Consider the following 18,168-nt stretch of genomic DNA (forward strand, 5'->3'; position numbering starts at 1 on the left):
AATGTAGTTTTACAACAATAAAACCAAACGTCTATTAGACGTTTGATGAAGATATCTGCGATCGCTAAATTAGCAGTTTAAAGCAATAGACAGCAGGATGTATTTAACACTATACTATGCAAGCTTATTGAGTTTAAAGACAAAAAATGTATTTCAAGGAAAAGCAAAAAAACTGCCCCATGAACTGATATGGGATATGTTCATTAATGAAGAAGAATGCGATGGTTATGATAACATTACATTTGATGACCCTTTGAAAAAGGAGTTTCACTCATCATTTGAAAGTATTAAACATGAAAAATGATTTTATCATGACAATCTGTTGTTAATTTAATTGTAAACAATTGGTTATTGTCAACATTTTTTTGCGAGTCAACTTACCCTTATAAAAATTATTTACTGTGACTACGAAGCGATTTTTTGGAAAAGATAGTTCATTTGGATATTTGCCGGTATCGATCACACCCTTTCGGTCGATTACGTCAATGATTTCATCTTCATTCTTAGATTCTTTATAATCAATATATAAGGTATTGTATATTAAATCTACATTGGTTTTATTTAATAAGTCGAAAAAGGAAACTCCCCAAGAATTATTCTCTTTACCATTAAAGTAAGCGGTAGTTTGCCAATATCCCACCATTTTTTTTGACCATTCTGCATATCTCCTTCTCCGAGCATATTCATCAGTTAATTTTTGTGAATAAATTGAAATGAACGGATCATCAATTTCGCATACAGCTGGTATAGTGTAAAACGCATTATAGAACTCATCATATGAATTTAATCCGTCAGACTCACCCAAATTTTCGATCATTTCAATAATTTCAGCATCGGTTTTATCAGTCGATTGTGAAAATATAAGATATTTAGAATCTTCTGTGACCAAACAGAAATATGTTCTTAAGTTCTTATTGTTCCTTTTTGGTTGAATTGTCACTTTATAACCCTTTAAATCCTGAAATGCAGAGATTTTTATCATTAATTTATCTTCAAAATCATATTTTCCTGTTTCTAAAATGATCTCTGCGAAGTAATTAGCAATATCGATATTAGTCATTGCTTTTTCTGCTGTTATATCTAAATCCAAACTATCTTTTAGCTCAATTATATCTAATGTTACTTGATCACCAAATAGATTGTCTTCATAAATAACTTCTGCAATAGCATTGGAGTTTTTCATCAAACTCCGCATATATATCCCCCTAGGTAAATCGTGTTTTATGTCCTTATATGCAGCACGATATTTTTGCAGATTTGATGTTGAATCAGGGCAATCGGTAACAAAAAAACTTTTTACAATGAAATTTTTATCATCCGGAAACTTATTTATTAAATCAAATATTTTTCGCGGCACTTTAGGTTTTTCAGCCTTTAATCTTTGTCGCTCATTTAAATGATTTGCAAAATCTTTATCAATGCTTTCTTCTATTGCCTGATAGTTAATTATTTTGAGATCGTCAGTATTGAATTTCGACTCTAATGATTTTCTATACGCATTGATATCATCAATAGTTTTTTCGGCTCCAGTCAAAACTCTGTACCAATCGCCATCCGCGGTATTTTCTAATATTATGTAAGCATCTATACCCTGATCATGTAATCTGTCTTGTATATCTGTTGCCTTGTAATAACTTCTTACTTCTTTGACTTGAAGAGCGTATGGATTCTTTTCATTAAACCTTGGACTAGAGCAAGAAAATAACAACAAAAGGGCACTACAAAGAATATATTTGTTCACAATGGTCATCTATTTAAACAAGGAAAAAAGTCATCCTTAGCTTGTTCAATAAAATTACAAAAATAGGGTAAATCACCAAAAAAGGTAAGTCTTTAAGAGCATTACAATGAAAACAACACCGCAAGGCGGTGTTTGGTTTTTTATGCCCTTTGAAGCTTGAACGCGAGCGTTCACTTGTCGGCAAAGAAAAAGCCTCTTGATTTCTCAAGAGGCTTTCTTCGTATTGGGTTGTAATTTGATATATAAAAATAGATTTATTGTAAAAGTTAAATTGGATGTTTGGTGGAGTGTAAGTGGCAGAAAAAGTATAAAATATAGTGAAAATGATTTTTATATTGTTGATTATGAGTAGTTTATGAATTATTTTTTATTTGATTGTTTTTTAATTATTTGATGTTTATTTAGATTCAGTTATTTAATAATTGGTCTAAATAAGTTATATATTTTTTTAGTGTAATGATATTAATATTAATTAATTATTTTATTTATTATATATTATTTTAGTGTAACATTTATTATAATTTAATATTATTAAAATGAGTTATAAGTGGTATAATAGAAAAAGATTATATGAATATGGATATTATGATAATAAGAAGAAGAGATATTATAATGAAGATAGTGGTAAGTGGGTAAGTAGGTTAAATAAAAAAATAATTGAAGAGAAATATATTAGATATGAATTTAGTTATTGGGATGAGAGAGAAATAGAAAAAGAATTTGGTTATAAATTAGTTGAGAGGATTGGTAGATTTTTGTTTTTATTATATAAGAAAGGAATAGAGTTAGAAAAGAGAAGAGGAAATAGGTGGGTTTATGTTGATAGTAGTAAGATTTGTAATGGAATTTTAAGTAGTAGATATATAGAAATAATAAAAAGATTAAGAGAATTAAAGGTTATTGATATAAAATATGGTGTAGGGAAGTTTGGTAAGAAAAAGGAATTATATGAATTAAATAAGAATTTTTTTAGTGATGATTGTAAGAGAAGAGTTGTTTATATAAGGAATAGTAGGTTAATTAGATTTTTAGATAAGTTATATAGTGGTGATTTGAAAGTTGGTGATAATAGAGATGAGTTTATTAATTGGGAAATTGAGAGTTGTAAAAATGTGGATATTTTGGGAAATAGTGATGGAATAAGAATTTTATTAAAAAGAAGATTAAATAAAAGAGTTGAGTTAGATTATGAAAGGAGAAATTGGGAGTTTTTAAGTAATAAAAAGAAAAGAAAAATAAGTGAAGGATGGAGTTATGAAAAAAGAAGTGAGTTTTTATTAAGAGGAAGATTGAGTTATGAATTAATGAAAATTGAATTAGATGAGTTAAAAAGAGGTGGTTTTAGTTTTAATGGATTTGATAAGGATAATTTTAGTGGGAGATATGGAAATATATTTAATAAAAAAGAAAAAGAATTTAGAGGTGTATTAAAATTAGATGGTGAAGATGTTGTTGAAGTTGATATGGTAAATGGATATGTTAGTTTATTATATAGAGTATTTAAAGGGATAAATGAAGTTAAAAAAGGTGGGAGTAAGTTTGATGATTATATTAAAAAAATTGTAGGTGATATTGATGTTTCAGATTTTTTAGAAAAGTATAAGATATGTTTTGAGGGAGATATTGATAAGAGAATTGATTTTTATAAATTTTTAGGTATTGAGTTGGGTAGAGTTGATATGATAGTTGATAATTATAGTAGAATTTATATGAAAGAATTGGTTTTGTATTTAATAAATGGAGAAAGTAATGATGGAAAAAGAAAAAGATATTTAGATGGTAAATATAGTTATGATGAAATTATGAAACTCATATTTTGTGAGAGTGGTTATAGAGTATTAGAAAAAATAAAGAATAGTAATATGAGTTTTAATTTTGAAGGAAGAGAATATTATGGGTATGAAAGATTTAAAAATATGAGTAGAGTTTTAATGAGTATGGAAGTTATAATAATGAAAGGTATTTGGAAGAAAATGATTAATAAAGGGATTTATTATATTAGTTTATATGATGGAATGATGATAAGAAAAAGTGATAAAGATTTAGTTATGAATATAATTGGTGATGAATTAATTGGAATGAGTAGTTGTATCAGATTTAGTAGTAATTAAATTGTTAAATTGAAGAATATAAATTATTAATTATGAAAGTAAAGTTTAAAGATTGGAAATATATTAGTAGTGATAGTTTTTCTAATAATGATGAAGGATTAGAAATTAATGTAAATGAAGGATTTTGGTTATTTAAGGTAGATGGTAAAGAATATTATTGGAGTGTGTGGAGAGAAGAATATTTTGATGAAGAAGGAGATGTTAAAGGAGATGGGTATTGGGTTAGAGATATGAATGATAATCGAAAAGTATTGTTAGATAGTAGATGGATTTACTGGGGAATAAATGGAAGCAGTAAAATTATGGATAAAGAAATAAATGAAAAGTTTAATGATGAAATAAGTGTTAAAGATTTGATTTTTAAGATAGATGAGTATTTGTGTGAAAATTTAAAAGTTAGTGAATATGAAAATTTAGAAATATTTGAAGTTATGAATGTAGATGAATATGGAAAGAATAATTTAATTGGATTTGAATTTGAATTATAAGAGTGGTAATATGAAAATAGATAAAATATCAATCAATTTATATGATGGAGAAAGTGATAATGATTGTGAAATTTTGTTAGGGTTTGATAGTGGTGATGATACTTATCCAAATATTAAGTTAAGTGATGATGTAAAAATAAGATATTAGAAATAAGAAAGATTATTTGGGGGTAGTTGATTTAGTAATGAAGAGGAACAAATAGTTGTATTTGATTTAATATTAAAAAAGTTATAATAAAAATTACACTTAAATAATATATAAAAATAAAGTTTAGATAATTAGAGATATTTAGAAAAGTATCTCTTTTTTATTTTATAACTAATTGGAAATGTATTATATAAGTAGTTGTTAGTCATTACTTTAGTTCTTAATTTTATATTAACATTAAAATAATAATATAAAAAATGATGAAAAAAGTAATAGGATATGTAAGGGTTAGTAGTGAGATTCAAAAAAGGAAAAATAATTCTATTCCACTTCAAAAAAAGAAGATTAAAGAATATTGTAGTTTGAATGATTTTGATTTGATTGATGTTTATGAGGATGATGGAGTTAGTGGAATGAGTATTGATAAAAGAAATGGTTTTAAAAGTATGGTTGAATTTATGAAGGAGAATAAAATTGATGGTATTGTGGTTTGGAGTTTGAGTAGATTAGGAAGAAAAATGAAAGATGTTGTTGAGTTTATGGATTATTTAAAAAGTAATAATATTGGGTTTTTTAGTATTAAAGAGAATTTGAGTAATGATGATAAAATAGGAAGTTTAATAATGAATATTTTAAGTAGTATTAATGAATTTGAAGTTGAAGTAATTAGGGAAAGAATAAAAGATGTAAAGAGAAATAAAAAAGAAAATGGAGAAGTGTATGGAAGAATGATGTATGGTTATGATAATGTAAATGGGAAAATGATTGAAAATAAAGAAGAAAAAAGAATAATAAGAAGAGTTAAAAATTTTAGAAGTAGAGGATGGAGTTGGAGAAAGATTAGTAATAGATTAAATGATGAAGGTATTAGAAGTAAAGAAGGGAACAGTTGGTATGATGGTAGTTTATATAATATGATGAGATTCTATAGTGTAGAGAGAAAATAATGTCAATTTAAATAGTGGATCTACTTATTTCCACTATTTTTTTATTCAATTGTAATTAAAAAAAGTATTTTTCCAATTGCTAATCAAAATTATAATCACTAAATTTAAAAAATTTAAATTTTAGATTATGCCATTAAACATAAAAGAGATTCAATTAATTATGACAGTTGGACTCACTCTACTTTTTCCAATTAATTCTAATGCTCAAAATAATTATTCCATAGAGTTTATTGGAGGAGATGATTACATTAATATTGGCAGACCAATCAACCTTGCTTCTACTTCAGATTCTGGATCTTTTTCAGTTTGGTTTAAGTCTTCCCAAATATCAGCCGATCCAGGTTATTTCATATCAAATGACACCCAACCTACTAACCCTGAATTTAATTTTGGATTAATAGATGGTAAGGTAATTGTAAATGGAGGTCCTGGGAGTACAGATGGACCAACAGTGATTTCTCCTGTAGTATATTCCGATGGCAACTGGCATCATGCAGTAGCAATTAAGGAGTCCAACTGTGTGACTTTATACGTTGACAACATTTTTATTGGCCAGGATTGTAGTGCTGGCGGGATAATGGACACAGGAGATGATTATTTTATTGGAGATAATCGTGTAGAGGGACTTGCTGACTATATTGGGCTGTTGGATGAATTTAGAATATATGATAGAGTACTAAATTCTACTGAAGTTAGTGATTTATTTAACTGTGGGGGTAATGAGATACCTAATTTAGTGGCACATTATAAATTTGAGGAAGGTTCAGGGACTGTAATTATAGACTCAGCTGGGTCATATAATGGGGTAATGTATAATATGGACATTAATAATTCATGGAATACTGATGTCTATTGTAACCCACTAAATACTCCAGAATTCACCATAAATTCACCTAAAATCTATCCAACACTAACTAGTGGAATTATTTCTATTGAAACAGAAACACCAATTGCTGAGATTAACATATACAACTTATCTGGACAGCTAGTGTTGACAAATACAAATCAAAATATAATTAATATCTCTAACCTTAATGCAGGAATTTATTTTATTTGTGTGATGGATGTTAATCAAATATTAACTATTAAGAAAGTGGTAAAAAAGTAGCTACAGATTCTAACTCAAATACAATTCAATAAAATAAGTTTTTACAATAACTAAATCAAGAGGTTGTATTAAGTAATTAGAATATAAAAATTGGTAGTTAAATTCCCTAAAAGTTGTTTTTAGGGTTTTTTTTGGGGATATGTGGGTGTATGAATAGGATGAATTTTTGATATTTAGAGGTTTATTGGTGTGTACTTTATTGAATTGAGTGTATTGATTTATATAGAGTTAATAAGTGTGTGTTTGTGTGTCAATTAAAAAAATTTTTAGATAAAATTTCTTATAAAGAAGTGGTTTTTTATAGTCAAAAATCATATATTTAGATTGGTAGGTATGGGGTGTTTTGAATAATTGAGAATAGGGTGGTTTACCCAATATAAAAATAAGAATCTTCCAAACAAACTACAACCATCTCCCCTACTTCTTCCCTTTTTCTATTAATTATTTTTTGTTTTAAGAAGTTTAGATATTTATTAATAAATGATTATGTATAATAAATTGATAAAGGAAAGGGTAATTAAAAATGACTTTAAAAAGGTTTATAGTTTAGAAGAAATAAGTAAGTGGATTGAGTATGGGATTAATAAAGGAATAATTAAAAAAAGTAATAAAAAAGAAGATGTTGAATTATTGTTGAGATGGATAGAATTATTAGATAAGAACAAAAATATCAGATTATAATGATGAGTAGTATTTACATTATAAGTGTAGAATTAATAGATCTAAAAGTGAAATAGTGTAATAATATACAATAACATTATTTAAATGAGAAAATGTGTTAGATAAAGGGATTTAAATTTAAAATGATATGGAAAATATATTAAGCAAAAAAGATTTAAGTAGAAATTTAGGATTAAGTATTGGTAAGATTGATAAAATGATGAGTGAGGGTTTAAGATATTTAAAAATAGGTAAAAGTGTTAGATTTAAAGAGAGTGATGTAGATAAATTTTTAAATGAGAGATTGAAAAATTAAAACATTTCTAATTTGTAAGTTATATTAAATTAATAGAGTCATTTATTGACTCTTTTTTTTGTTTAAAAATGAAGTAAATATTTGTAAGGTATACTATTAGTTTGATTTATGTATAGAAATTTATATAAATGAAGATTTATTGTATATTTAAGTAGTTTAATATTTAATATATAAAAATGAAAGTTGGTGTTTATTGTAGAGTAAGTAGCAAAATCCAAAGTGATGAAGGGAGTAGTTTAGAATTTCAAAAAGAAATGGGGATTAAATTTTGTAAAGAAAGAGGATATGAATATGAAGTGTTTAGTGAAGTAGTTAGTGGAGTTAAGTTAGGTATTGAAAGGGAGGTTTTTTTACAATTAGAAGAAAAAATATTTAATGGAGAAATAGAAGGTATATGGTTGTATGATTGGGATAGGATGATTAGGGATGTTGAAGTGATGTTGTATTTTAGAAAATTGGTTGAGGATAGTGGTATAAAAGTTTTTGTTGGTTGGGAGGAGAAAAATATTTTAGATGGAAGTGGAGAATTAGAATTTGGATTAAGTAGTGTTTTCAGTGAGTATTGGAAGAGGAAGTTAGTGAGGGTAATGAAAGAAGGTAGAAACAAAAGATGGAGAGAGGGTAAAGGATTAGGTAAAATTGGGTTTGGTTTTGAAAGTGTTGGAGGTGAAATAAATTTGATTGAAAATGAGTGTGAAGTTATAAGAGACATGTATAATTATTTCTTATATAAAAATGTTAAGAAATATGGTGATGTTGAGAAGTTAATTGAAAAAAAATATGGAAAAAAAGTAAATGGAAAAAGGATTGTTTATAATGGATTAGTGAGTAGAGTTTTAGGTAACAAAAAGTATAATGGAAAATTAGTTTTTAATACTGAAAAAGATGGAGTATTTGAATTTGAATTAGATAAAGTTGTTGATGATGAAGTGTTTAGTTTAGTCAAAGAGAAATTAAAGTTTGTTAAAGGAATAAGAAAAGGGAATAGTAAAGAGATTTATTTGTTAAAAGGTAAATGTTTTTGTGGTGATTGTGGGAAAAGTATGTGGATTGAAGGAAGTGGAAAATTAGTTAAAGGAAAAAGTTACAGATATTATAGATGTAGTAGTTATAAAGAGATTTGGAAAAATAAAAGAAGAGGAATAGAAATTGATGAAAACAGTTTGTGTGATAGTGGAGTAAGAGGGAATAAAATAAGTAAAGATAAATTAGATGATATTGTTTGGAATGGATTATTTAGAATATTGATTAATAGTGATATTATAATAAGAGATTTTAAAAAGAGATATAATAGTGAAGTTGGTTTAAAAGATAGATTTATTGGTAAAAAGGGATATTATGAAAGAGAATTGAAGAAGTTAGATGTTAGAAAAAATAAATTAATGAATTTGTATTTAGATGGTGATGTTAGTGATGAAGATTATAAAAGTTGGATTAAAGATGAATATGAGATAAATAAAGAAAAGATATTAAAGAAGAAAAAAGGTGTTGATAGAGAAATAATTAAATATGGTTATGTAGATAAGATTGAAAATTGGATGGATTACATGAAAGAAGAGATACTGAAAGACTATAATATAAAAAGGAAAGAGGATAAGAAAAGGATTTTAGACAAGTATATAGAAAAGGTTTTTATTAAAGAGATAAAGGAAGAAGGTAAGAAAAAATTTGAGATAGAATTAGGTGTTAAATTAGGTAAAGAAAGAGGAATTGTAGAATATGAAGTAGATAGAAAAAAAATATCCCTTAAAAACAAAAGGGATAATTTTTATATATTAAATAATGAATTAGTAGCGGGAGCAGGACTCGAACCTGCGACCTTCGGGTTATGAGCCCGACGAGCTACCTACTGCTCTATCCCGCGATGTGGATTGCAAATATACAACGCTTTTAGAGATTGGCAATGCCCTAGGAAGTCTTTTTTCCTTTACTGGTCGATGCTTTCTGCGCTAAAATTTATAAGCTGCTGATCGTCAAAGCGAACGCTGATCTCAATAGGATTACAGCAAACTTCGCAATCTTCTATGTAGGTCTGAGAAACGGACGGATCGAGCAACATAGAGATGGTTTCCCAACAATATGGACATTGAAACAAATGCTCTTCCATAGCCATTAGAAATCCACATTAAGAATTTGACCAGAAAGCTGTAAGAGCTCAAGTTCTGCAAGCTTGGCCTGATACTTGGCCAAATTTCGATTGGTCTGACTGTTGAGCAAATTGATCTGGGCTTGTCGGAGTTCTACCGAAGAGATCTGCCCTAATTTATAACGCTCTGCGGAGCGCTCATAATTATCCTGAGCGGTCAGTACATTTTGTCTTTGCAGCCTATATATCTCTAAACTATTCTGATAGTTTCCGCGGGCGTTCGCTAGATTTCTAGCGGTCTCTACCTCTAACTGCTTCTCGACCAACTCCTGATTATCTCTTAGAATACGCGCTGTCTTTACATTGGTGATTCCTGTTCCTCCATCAAAGAGGTTCCAATTCAAGCTCAAACCAACAGAGAGCCCTGTACTGGTACTACTGGTGGCAAAACTAGTTACGGGGAACTGTCCCTCGTTCCATCCGTAGGAACCATTGAGATTCAGACTTGGCAAGAAAACACTTTTTGCAGCCTTGTAACTGTAATCACTCACTTGGATATTGCTCTTAGCAATCAACAATTCGACATTGTTTTGTGGAGCAGCTGTATAAAACTCCTCGATGCGGATGGGATTAATAAAATTCACCGCTGTGTCTACTGTAAACTCCCTTTCTAGCTCACTGTTAAGCACCACAGTAAGATCGCGTTTGGCATTGCGCAATAGCTGTCTTCCGTTGATAAGATTGATACTATCAGTAACCAGATCCACCTCTGCATTGAGCACCTCCAATTTGTTCACTTGTCCGTAATCGAACTGGTATTGCGCCCGCGTAAGTCTGTCTTGCGTATTGGCGTAGGTCTGTTCTAGCACCGAAACATTCTCGCGCAAGCGTGCAACCTCATAATAGACGGTGAACAACTGCAATAAGGTGGTTTCAATGGTCTGCCGAACCTGTAATTCACTCAAGTTGTATTGCTCTTTGAAACGCTTGTAGTCATACCATCTACCCAAACCATCAAAAAGAGTGTAATTCAAATTCAGCGCTGCATTATAACGCTCTGTTTCGGCACCGTTTACAGCATTGACTTCCCCATTTCTAAAGGTCACCTCCTGATCTTCATTGCTGTAATTAAAGCCCGCTGTTGCACTTACAATTGGCAAAAAACGAGAATTCAAAATACTAGAGTTGGCATCTGCAATGGCAAGTTGATTTCTAGCGATTACAATTCCAAAATTGCGTTCTAAAGCTTCTGCTACCGCAGTTTCTTTTGACAATTGAGGTAGTTCCTGCCCAATGGCGCATAGCGGCAACAGAATAAATAATAATATGTAAGTTGACTTATTCACCTGAGACAGTTTGTGGAGCCGCTGCGGTCATTGCTGCCGGCTGATTGTGCCCCTGTTCAACTTCTAATTCTTTTATGGCTCGTTCTGCCGCCTCTTTTGGGATCTTCCTTCCTGAGATCAACCAGAAACCATTGGTCTTAATATCGTTAGCCACAGAGAGCATAAGCGGTAAAATGATGAGTGTAAGCACCGTGGCAATAGCAATTCCGTAGGCAATACTAATAGCCATCGGGATAAGGAACTGAGCCTGTCTGCTCTTTTCTAAAAGCAGTGGGGCTATTCCCGCAATAGTAGTTAAAGAGGTTAGGAAAATAGCCCTAAATCGGGAGCGCCCTGCTTCGTATAAAGCTTGGTCGAACTTCATCCCTTCTTTGAGAAAGCTGTTGAATTTTCCTATAAGTACCAGGCCGTCGTTGACCATGATCCCAATAAGGGCAATGATCCCCAATGCCGACAAGATATTGATCGGGAAATTGTGCAACCAATGACCCCAAGCCACCGCGATAAAGCTGAATGGAATAAGCAATATTAGCATAAGCGGTTGGCTGTAACTTCTAAAGGTGAAAGCAATGACCACATAGATCAAAAACAAAACCACTGGGATCACCGCATTTGCAGAACGCTGTAATTTTAGAGCCTCTCTGTTTTGCCCTTCATATAATGGAGTTACAGTTGGATACTTGGATAGGATGTCTGGCATCACTTGATTTCTGATCTCATCTAAGATCTCTGTTGGACTGGTTTCCAGATCAGCCAGATCTGCATTGAGTTGTATTTCCCGTTGTCCGTTCAAGTGGCTAATGGATTCCACTCCCCGAGCTATACTGTAATTGGCTATCTCCCCAAAAGGAACTCTTGTGCCCGCCGGAGTAAGTATCCGCATTTGGTCAAGATCTTCTATAGATTCTCTGTTGGTTCTGTCATAGCGCACCCAAACCCGAATCTCGTCTTGCCCGCGCTGAAATCGCTGTGCCTGCAAACCAAAGAATCCTGCACGTACCTGACTCATGACTTCTCTTAAGTTCAAGCCAAGGGCGTAAGCACTTTCGTTGAGCTCTATATTGATCTCTTTGATACCTTCCGGATCCGTATCGGTAACATCTGCCAGCAACGGATTGTTATCCATGTATTCTCTAAGTTCTGTCTTGGCAGCCTCGAGTTCTGTGGAATTATTTCCAAGTAGGGAGACCGAGACAGGACTTCCTCCAAAATTTCCTCCGGAACCGAAGGTAAGTCGCTCTACACCGTATACCTCGCCCACCGCATTTCTAATAGCATTGGTGATCTCTGGAGAGCTAAAATCGCGTTCTTCTCCGGGTAATAGGTTAACGGCTAAAGACGCTTTGTTGTTCCCGGGACCCACACGTTTAATGATATTTTCGACTACCTGCTTGTTGCCGGTCTGACGTGCAGTAAAATCCTCATTCACCTTCCAGGCCTCTCGTTCTACAAGGGTAATTATAGAATCCGTGATGCGCGGGTTGGTACCCTCTGGCATTAGCAGATCGATACTTACCCGATCGCTCGCAATTCTAGGAAAGAATGAACTCTTAATCACATTTCCTTGAAAGGCTCCGACGGTTAAGATCATAAGTGCCATTAAGATCGAAAAGGTCAAGAATCGGTTCTTTAATGAGAAGGCCAATACAGGGCTGTATATCCTATCGCGGCAATAGCGCATAAAACGATCGCCATACACGTTAAAACTTCTGAGTTTAGCAAAGAATTTTCCTATTCCAGATTGGCTTTCCTTCTCTTGCTCCTCTGGTGGTAATAAAGCTTTAGAATGTGCAATATGCGCTGGCAAGATGATAAGTGCTTCTATTAGCGATACTCCTAATGTCAGCATTACAATCACGGAAACCTCACTGAAAAAATTCCCGATTCGACCATCTAAGAACATAAAGGTAGAAAAGGCCAAAATGGTTGTCAGGATCGCCGATAGGATAGGTGGCAACACCTCCATAGTTCCGTCTATGGCCGCTTGTATCCTGGGTTTTCCCTTTTCGTATTGCTGATAGATATTTTCAGAGATCACGATTCCATCGTCCACCAGGATTCCAATCACGATGATCATACCAAAGAGCGAAAGCACATTGATGGTCACTCCGAATTGAGCCGCAAAAATGAACATCCCCAGAAAAGATATTGGCAAGCCAAAGGCAACCCAAAATGCCAAACGCGTATTTAAAAAGAAGGACAAGAACAACAACACCAAAAGAATTCCCATGGCCCCGTTTTCTAGCAAGAGATCTGTACGTTGGTTTAGCCTTATAGATGAATCGCTCACCACGTTGATCTGTACCGCTTTGTACTTCTGATTAAAGGTCTCTACATAGTCATTAACAGCCTCTGCAGAAGAAATTAAATCTTCATTATTGGTGTTGGTTATGCCGATATTAACCGCCACATTTCCATTGAAATAAGACGCATTTGGGGTTTCAGAAAAACGATCTCTAACATCGGCTACATCATCTAGACGTACAATAGTTCCGTTAGGATTGGCTCTAACAATGAGTCCGTTGAGTTCGTCTCCGTAGTACGACCGGTTATTGGCTCGGATCAAATAATCTTCTGCCTCGGTCTTGATGTTTCCTCCGCTACTTAAAATATTGGCCTGTGCAACAGCATTAGCAACTTCGGTAAAACTCAGGTTATATGCTAGCAGATCGTTTTCTCTTACCGCGATCTCGATCTCCTCTTCCGGATATCCAGAGACGGTGATCTGAGAAATTCCCTCGATCGCCCGTAAGTCATTTTCTACTTGACGTCCAATTTGCTTTAAGGTTGCCAGATCTACATTATCGCCACTAATGGCAAAGTCAATGGTCTGTCTAACCTGCTCCTGCTTGGCAACAACCAAAGGTTCCATTCCTGTTGGGTAATTGGGCACGCGATCTACTGCGTTCTTGACCTCGGCCAACATGACGTCAATATCTTCGTCTGAATCGATCTCTACAGTGATACTTCCGCCATTTTCTCGTGAGACCGAAGTAACCCGTTCCACACCCTTAAGGCCTTTTAGGTTGTCTTCTATTTTTAGAACAACTCCTTCTTCTATCTCCTGCGGAGCTGCACCAGGATAGGCTATATTGATACTGATGATCTCCGATTCCTGAAGCGGAAAGAACGACGATTTAAGTCGTAGCATTCCTATCACCCCAAAAATAATGAAGGCGATTATCAAGACATTGACAGCAACCTCGAACTTGATAAAATAACTAATGAGTTTTCTCATAATTAGGGCTGTGCTGTGGTTTTGGCCTCTTGGGCTTCATCCATTATGTATTTGACCTTCATGCCAGGATAGGCACCTGGGATGGGTTTTGACAACATAAGCAGACCGTCTTCTAGGCCTTTAATCACCACATTCTTATCTGAAAAATGAACAGGATCTACTGCGATAAGATCCAGCACCGAGTCGCGAACCACATAGACCTCAGATTCGTTTACCAATAATTTTCTACTGATCTGTATCGCATTTTGCTGATCACGAGCCACAAGGGCCGCCTCTAAGTACATACCTTCCTTGAGGTCTGGAGCAGCAACATCGACAAATACCGCGATGGTCTGGGTAGCTTGATCGATCTTTGCGTTGATCCGACTCACAGTACCTGTATAGGTTCGGGTCTTGTTGAGGTTGACTAAGGTCACTGCCGCACCTCGTTTGAGCAGATCGCTAAATTCCTTACTTACCGCGAGTTCCAATTCGTAACTGGATGGATCAATGAATTCACCCAATTGTTGTCCGGTTCGAACCAGTGTTCCCTTATTGACCAAGGCTGCGGTCAATATTCCGTCAAAGGGCGCACGCATCACATATTTGCCCAAGCGCTGTTCTTGGTTCTTAATGTTGTAATAAGCGGTGGTTATGCCTCGACCGCTAATAAAATATCCCAATTTATCATCCTTGAGCTCTGGTAGTGCTGGCAAGGATTTATCAATACTTATACTACCGAGATAATTTTGCCAAACCGGATAAGCTTCTGGATAATCCAAACGCAGGTCTGGCATCAAGGAGGTGATCAGATTATAGAATTCACTACGTGCAGACTGTACGGAGGCATAGAACTCATCCGCATCCAGACGCAAAAGAACTTCTCCACGACGGTATTCTTGTCCAGGTTTAAAGTCGCGACTGCTGCTGTTGAATACTCCTTGAACCTCTGCATATACCTGCAACCTGTTCTTAGCCATTAGTGTTCCATTGGCAGCCACCGTGATAGGTACAGTTGCATTAGAAACAGGAGTTACAAATACGGTTTTAACAACTTCCTTGGCTACTGGTTTGGGTTGCTTGTTCGCACCTATTATAGCTTTTGCCCCAAAAAAGGCAGCTACCAGCAAAAGTGCTCCGAAGAGATATAATAGAATTTTACGCATTTTCCGGTTGGTTAACACGCAAAATTACTGCAACTACAAAGGGCCTCGCGTTAAAGGATTCATAAATAAAAGAGATATTAAGACTGTCTAAAAACTCAATTTGAAGCGCGCTTCTGACCTTTGTTCTTCGCGGAGCGGATCACCAAGAACTCCACAAAAATAGAGAAGGCCATGGCCGAATAGATATATCCTTTAGCTATAGGTTGTTCTATGGATTCTGCAATCAGGGAGATCCCTATCAGCAGTAAGAAAGAAAGGGCTAATATCTTCACACTCGGATGCTGATTCACAAACTGGCTGATAAAGTTCAGACTAAAGACCATAAAGATCATACTTACTACCACAGCAGCTATCATAATTTCCACATCTTCTGCCATACCCACAGCGGTGATCACAGAATCGAGTCCAAATACTATATCTAAGAGACCAATTTGGATCACTGTGTTTAAGAAGCTAGATGGTTTTTTCTTGCCGGTGGCTAGATGCGACTCGCCTTCGACATTCTCGTGGATCTCTTTTATACTCTTATACATCAGGAACATCCCACCGATCATTAAAATGAGATCGCGTCCCGAGATCGATAGTCGTTCATGCCATTCGCCATCTATACCAAACCAATCCGCCAAATTGAATAGTGGCGTGGTCAGAGTCATTACCCAAGTGATGGACAACAGCAGAACGATCCGTGTGAACAAGGCGAAGAGCAAACCGAGGTTACGCCCTTTTTTCTGTTGCTCGGGCGGGAGTTTATCGGTTTGAATCGAAATAAACACAATATTATCGACCCCTAAGATGATCTCCATGATCACCAAGGTCAAAAAGGCTGCCCAGGCTTCGGTGCTGGTCAATAGTTCCCACATAATCTAAAGGGCGTTAATTCAATTGATCTATAGCTTCGCTGATGTCTTCCCAGCGCTGCATGAGTTGTTCAAGTTCGTCTTTTTTGGCTTGATATCCGTCAAAAAAGGAAGGATCTTTCACGGTTTCGTCGTAATTCACTTCTAAGGCGACGTCTGACTCTTTTATGGCTTTCTCCAAAGCTGAGATCTGCGATTCCACCTTGCTAAGCTTGTTTTTAAGCGATTTGAGCTGTTTTTGCTCTTCGTAAGACTTCTTGGACGCTGTACTAACTGTCTTAGCCACTAGGACCACGCTACGCTTTTCTGCTTCTCGCATGGAACGCAAGTTGCGTTCTTGCAAGAAATACTCAATATCACCCAAATACTCTTTGATCTTGTGATCTCTAAATTCGTAAACCTTATTGGTGAGGCCTTGTAAAAAGTCCCGGTCGTGAGACACCAAGATCAAGGTACCCTCATAATTGGCAAGGGCCTCTTTTAATACATTTTTGGACTTGATGTCCAAGTGATTGGTAGGCTCATCCATAATAAGCACATTGAAGGGTTGTAAAAGCAGCTTAGCCAACGCCAAACGATTGCGTTCACCTCCAGATAATACGCGCACGTATTTGTCTACAGCTTCATCTCTAAAGAGAAATGCCCCAAGAATATCCCTTACCTTGGTTCTATTCTTTTCGTTGGCTGCATCGATCATGGTATCTAAAACCGTTTTGGATCCATCCAAATGATCTGCCTGATCCTGGGCAAAATAACCCAGTTGTACATTGTGGCCTAGCTTGACCTTACCTTCGTGAGCGATCTCGCCAACAATGATCTTGGCCAGGGTGGTCTTTCCTTGTCCGTTCTGACCCACAAAGGCTATCTTGCTATCGCGCTCCACCAACATTTCTAAAGGCCGCAAGACGCGCTTATCACCATAGCTCTTGGCTACATCTTCTAACTCTAGCACTATCTTACCTGGAGTAACAGAGACCGGAAAGCGAACACTCATCACAGCATTGTCGTCTTGGTCTACTTCTATGCGATCTATCTTGTCCAGTTTTTTGATCAGCGACTGCGCCATGGTTGCTTTAGAGGCCTTAGCTCTGAACTTCTCAATAAGCTTTTCGGTTTGGGCGATCTGTTTCTGCTGATTCTTTTGCGCCGCCAACTGCTGGGTACGCAGCTCATTGCGTAGCATTAAATACTCGCTATAGGGTTTCGGATAATCGTAAATACGGCCCAAGGAGATCTCTATGGTGCGATTGGTAATAGTATCTAAGAAGACCTTATCGTGGGATACAATAACAACGGCTCCCGTATACTGTTTTAAAAACTCCTCCAGCCATAAAATAGATTCAATATCCAAGTGGTTGGTCGGCTCATCGAGTAATAAGACATCGTTGTCTTGCAAGAGCAGTTTAGCGAGTTCTACGCGCATACGCCACCCTCCAGAAAAAGTGGAAGTGAGCTTGTCAAAATCCGCAGCAGTAAAACCAAGACCTTTTAGAATTCGTTCGGTATCGCCTTGATAATTATAACCCCCCAACAATTCGTATTGATGTTGTACGTCGTTAAGGTCTATCATAAGCTGGTTATAGCTCTCGCTCTCGTAATCGGTGCGCTCTGCCAATTGTTGATTGATCTGCTCCAAGCGCGCTTCCAGTTCTTTGATCTTTACAAAGGCCTTCTGCGCTTCTTCTTTTACCGTACATCCTTTTTCAAAGTCAATGTCTTGCTTTAAGAATCCTATGCGAAGTTCCTTGTCTGTGGCTATCTGTCCAGAATCGTATTCTTGCTCTTGGGCCAAGATCCGCAGCAAAGTAGACTTCCCAGCGCCGTTCTTTCCAACAAGACCTACACGGTCTCCTCCACCCAATTTAAAGGTAAGTTCGCTAAAGAGATCCTCACCCTGAAAAGAAACCGATAAGTTGTGTACGTTTAACATAGAATAGTGACTTAAGTCACATTTTTGGTAGTGCAAATATCCCTAAT

General features: G+C 35.0%; 15 protein-coding genes and 1 tRNA gene. 8 read left to right on the plus strand and 8 right to left on the minus strand.

Annotation, left to right across the window (positions count from 1 at the left end):
* Positions 1–325: 325 nt before the first annotated feature.
* Entirely contained in the window at positions 326–1,741 is a 1,416-nt protein-coding gene (locus AC0J2F_RS04995) for an SPOR domain-containing protein (protein WP_374959847.1), read from the minus strand.
* Positions 1,742–2,277: 536 nt separating this feature from the next.
* On the opposite strand from AC0J2F_RS04995, the gene AC0J2F_RS05000 reads away from it, so the two are divergent.
* The 8 genes from AC0J2F_RS05000 to AC0J2F_RS05035 all read left to right on the plus strand — a co-directional run bounded on the left by AC0J2F_RS05000 (position 2,278) and on the right by AC0J2F_RS05035 (position 9,351).
* A complete protein-coding gene (locus tag AC0J2F_RS05000; protein ID WP_473009111.1) occupies positions 2,278–3,852 on the plus strand; it encodes a hypothetical protein in 1,575 nt (524 codons plus the stop codon).
* 32 nt (positions 3,853–3,884) lie between these two features.
* The gene (locus AC0J2F_RS05005) at positions 3,885–4,340 is read left to right on the plus strand and encodes a hypothetical protein (RefSeq protein WP_473009112.1); all 456 of its coding nucleotides are present in this window, start codon (positions 3,885–3,887) and stop codon (positions 4,338–4,340) included.
* Positions 4,341–4,350: 10 nt separating this feature from the next.
* Positions 4,351–4,488, plus strand: coding sequence for a hypothetical protein (locus tag AC0J2F_RS05010; RefSeq protein WP_473009113.1), 138 nt, complete (start codon positions 4,351–4,353; stop codon positions 4,486–4,488).
* 257 nt (positions 4,489–4,745) lie between these two features.
* Entirely contained in the window at positions 4,746–5,435 is a 690-nt protein-coding gene (locus AC0J2F_RS05015) for a recombinase family protein (RefSeq protein WP_473009114.1), read from the plus strand.
* A gap of 127 nt (positions 5,436–5,562) precedes the next feature.
* A complete protein-coding gene (locus AC0J2F_RS05020; protein ID WP_473009115.1) occupies positions 5,563–6,543 on the plus strand; it encodes a LamG-like jellyroll fold domain-containing protein in 981 nt (326 codons plus the stop codon).
* 486 nt (positions 6,544–7,029) lie between these two features.
* The gene (locus AC0J2F_RS05025; RefSeq protein ID WP_473009116.1) at positions 7,030–7,224 is read left to right on the plus strand and encodes a hypothetical protein; all 195 of its coding nucleotides are present in this window, start codon (positions 7,030–7,032) and stop codon (positions 7,222–7,224) included.
* A gap of 127 nt (positions 7,225–7,351) precedes the next feature.
* Positions 7,352–7,519 carry a helix-turn-helix transcriptional regulator gene (locus AC0J2F_RS05030; protein WP_473009117.1) on the plus strand — a complete coding sequence of 56 codons (168 nt, stop codon included), beginning with the start codon at positions 7,352–7,354 and terminating at the stop codon, positions 7,517–7,519.
* Positions 7,520–7,695: 176 nt separating this feature from the next.
* Positions 7,696–9,351, plus strand: coding sequence for a recombinase family protein (locus tag AC0J2F_RS05035; protein WP_473009367.1), 1,656 nt, complete (start codon positions 7,696–7,698; stop codon positions 9,349–9,351).
* Here the strand turns inward: AC0J2F_RS05035 and AC0J2F_RS05040 are convergent.
* The 7 genes from AC0J2F_RS05040 to AC0J2F_RS05070 form a co-directional block, all read right to left on the minus strand.
* Positions 9,311–9,383: transfer RNA gene (locus tag AC0J2F_RS05040), tRNA-Met, on the minus strand. The genes AC0J2F_RS05035 and AC0J2F_RS05040 overlap by 41 nt on opposite strands.
* A 63-nt stretch (positions 9,384–9,446) precedes the next feature.
* The gene (locus tag AC0J2F_RS05045; protein WP_473009368.1) at positions 9,447–9,626 is read right to left on the minus strand and encodes a CPXCG motif-containing cysteine-rich protein; all 180 of its coding nucleotides are present in this window, start codon (positions 9,624–9,626) and stop codon (positions 9,447–9,449) included.
* Between the two features lie 5 nt (positions 9,627–9,631).
* Positions 9,632–10,951: a TolC family protein gene (locus AC0J2F_RS05050; RefSeq protein WP_473009118.1), complete on the minus strand. Its 1,320-nt coding sequence runs from the start codon at positions 10,949–10,951 to the stop codon at positions 9,632–9,634.
* Positions 10,944–14,189, minus strand: a complete 3,246-nt coding sequence (locus tag AC0J2F_RS05055) for an efflux RND transporter permease subunit (protein ID WP_473009119.1) — start codon at positions 14,187–14,189, stop codon at positions 10,944–10,946. Before AC0J2F_RS05055 ends, AC0J2F_RS05050 begins: the two co-directional genes overlap by 8 nt.
* 2 nt (positions 14,190–14,191) lie before the next feature.
* Positions 14,192–15,334, minus strand: coding sequence for an efflux RND transporter periplasmic adaptor subunit (locus tag AC0J2F_RS05060; protein WP_473009120.1), 1,143 nt, complete (start codon positions 15,332–15,334; stop codon positions 14,192–14,194).
* A 95-nt stretch (positions 15,335–15,429) separates the two neighbouring features.
* Positions 15,430–16,194 carry a TerC family protein gene (locus AC0J2F_RS05065; protein ID WP_374958324.1) on the minus strand — a complete coding sequence of 255 codons (765 nt, stop codon included), beginning with the start codon at positions 16,192–16,194 and terminating at the stop codon, positions 15,430–15,432.
* A gap of 13 nt (positions 16,195–16,207) precedes the next feature.
* Positions 16,208–18,121 (minus strand): ABC-F family ATP-binding cassette domain-containing protein, encoded by a 1,914-nt coding sequence (locus AC0J2F_RS05070; protein ID WP_473009122.1) that lies wholly within the window; start codon positions 18,119–18,121, stop codon positions 16,208–16,210.
* Between the last annotated feature and the right edge of the window lie 47 nt (positions 18,122–18,168).

This window comes from Gilvibacter sp. CC01 (genome assembly GCF_055755295.1).